The organism is Weizmannia acidilactici (assembly GCF_008974185.1).
Classification (GTDB): Bacteria; Bacillota; Bacilli; order Bacillales; family Bacillaceae_C; genus Weizmannia; species Weizmannia acidilactici.
In genome coordinates this window covers 1-1,697 of the sequence record NZ_BKZP01000077.1, presented here as the reverse complement: position 1 = coordinate 1,697, position 1,697 = coordinate 1, and the positions used below count along the sequence as shown (strand labels likewise).

At 25.0% G+C, this 1,697-nt stretch carries 1 protein-coding gene; it reads right to left on the bottom strand.

Features of this window, described 5'->3' with window-relative positions:
• On the bottom strand, positions 1–1,697 hold a 1,697-nt coding region (locus tag BpJC4_RS15715; RefSeq protein ID WP_151698187.1), incomplete at both ends, for an acyl carrier protein.

The following is a 1,697-nucleotide window of genomic DNA, read 5'->3' as shown; positions in this document are numbered from 1 at the left end:
ATAATCTTCTGTCATTCCATATTTTTTTCTTCTTTTTAAATTGTAGTGCATTGTTAAACATAGAAGAAATTTCATTAGGTTTTACAGCTCCAAGAAAATCTGTTTTACAAATTTGGACGTCTCTAAACAATCGTTTCAATTCTTTATTGTTGCTATTTATTAAAGCAGTTTGGAAATTTTGTCCATCTTCATATAAAGTATAAATCTCTTCAAATTGTTTTTTATAATCTTTTAAACTATCACCGTGTTTGTATATACAAACAAACGATCCATGATAATCGCCAATACTATTCTCAAATGATAATTCTTTAACATTTCTTATATTAACTATGGTTGATATCGGTACGTAATCTATCTCCAATAATTCTTTAATTATTTTGGATATAATATAATTTGCATAAACAATTATTTCTTTACTAGAGTTATAATCAACTTTTTGATTTTTCTCAACCTCTATTACATATATTACCTCATCTTCTATTAAAGGAATATTTACTCTATCAACTTTTAATAATCTTTTAAAAAACAGTGTGTTACGGAACACATTTAGTTCACTTTTTGTAACTAAATCAATATATTCTTTATATTTTAATTTAGGTAAATTATTTTTTATTTTACTCACAGACAATAATTCTCTTTTCATTAATTGAACAGAATACAAATCGGAAATGTAGTGTGAAATTCCAAAATAGAAAAACTTTTTATTTCCATTTAAAACAATACATGATCTAAAGAGAAAGTTATCCAAAATATTATTTTTCAGACTTTTCTCTGATATATTATCTAAAAAATCTACAATTATATTTTTCTCATATTTTTTATCAAGAACTATAGTTGGAATTAAATTAAAATCATGTTTATCATATTCAACAAAATAAAGATTTGTTTCAATTTTAGAAATTACTGACCTTAGAAGCTCATTATTATTAATTAAATCAGTAAATGACTTTCGTAAATTTAACTCGTGCTCGGCATCATTTATATCTATCGTAAAAGATAGGATTGATTCAAAACCATTTGCATAATAATTATCCTGATACCTGTAACATTTATATCGATCCTTTTCCTTTAAACTATGTTTAATTAACTTTAAATATTTTTCGTATTGATTTAATGTATCTTTAATCAATTGTTTTTCAAAATCTCCTATTTTTTTCGCATATTCTTGTTGATTATTTATTTCAGTTTTGGACATATAACTATTATTTTTAATCCAATCAGTGATATCAAAAATAGTAGAATTACTATAAATAAAATTGTCTTCTAGACTTACTCCATAAGATCTTTCGAGCATAACAGTAGCAGAAATTGCACTTAGAGAATCTCCTCCCAAATCATAAAAAAAGTCACTATGATCGTCTATTAATTCACCATCTATATTTAATACTTCAGCAAATATACTTCGCACCTTGCTCTTTATTTTTTCTTCATTCTTCTTAACACTGTTAATATTTCGTTCGGTACGATCACACATTTCTAATAATTTTTTAGTATCCATTTTTCCATTTTGTGTAAACGGGAACTCATCAACCCTAATATATATTGATGGAATCATATATTGTGGTAATACTTCTTTAATACTCTCTTTTATGAACTTTCTATCTATATCCGTTCTATTTTTGGTGCGGTAAAAGCAGTAAAGCTTTCTTTGATTATAAAGGACCTTGGCCATCTCTATATCATTTATTGTATTAATT